A 468-nucleotide genomic window follows, 5' to 3' on the forward strand; every position below is an offset into this window, starting at 1 on the left:
GAAGATCTTTAAGACATGTTTAGTTGTTTTAGGGTATCTTGGTTAGGATTGCGCCTTGCAGGCGGTCAGGGCAAGCCCTAACAACCCCCACAAGAAATTCTTCTTGTGATATACTTGTTTTGGCAACTGCCCCGAAAGGGGGTGTAAACATGATTGAAAGCTTAATTTCGTTGATTATCGCCCCACTTTTTGTGGGTTTAGTACTTTTGCTAGTTGATCGTTGGCTAGACGATTAGCAGATAATCTATGCAGTTGCTTTTCTAGCTCCAACGCTGAAATCGCAACAGTGTAAAAAAGCCCTCCTACTGAGAATAGGAGGGCTTTTTGGTGTAAACATGATTTTGCTTAATTTCGCTTCGCACTTACACAATAACATTTTTTTTCTGTATTTTCAAACATCAGATTAGATTACGCAAAACGTCAATTAGAGAAATACCATATCGAAATAGTTAGTATTAAACATAGTAA

At 38.2% G+C, this 468-nt stretch carries 1 protein-coding gene; it reads left to right on the forward strand.

Annotation, left to right across the window (positions count from 1 at the left end; genetic code table 11):
- Positions 1–149 precede the first annotated feature (149 nt).
- Complete coding sequence (locus tag ACTQ48_RS11545; protein WP_107196852.1) at positions 150–236, forward strand: type I toxin-antitoxin system Fst family toxin; 87 nt, start codon at positions 150–152, stop codon at positions 234–236.
- Positions 237–468: the final 232 nt, after the last annotated feature.

It is taken from the genome of Collinsella sp. Sow4_E3 (genome assembly GCF_052116285.1).
Taxonomy (GTDB): domain Bacteria; phylum Actinomycetota; class Coriobacteriia; order Coriobacteriales; family Coriobacteriaceae; genus Collinsella.

Excerpts from the sequence above, each read along its gene's own strand:
- ACTQ48_RS11545 (WP_107196852.1), top strand. The coding sequence starts at position 150 with ATGATTGAAAGCTTAATTTCGTTGATTATCGCCCCACTTTTTGTGGGT.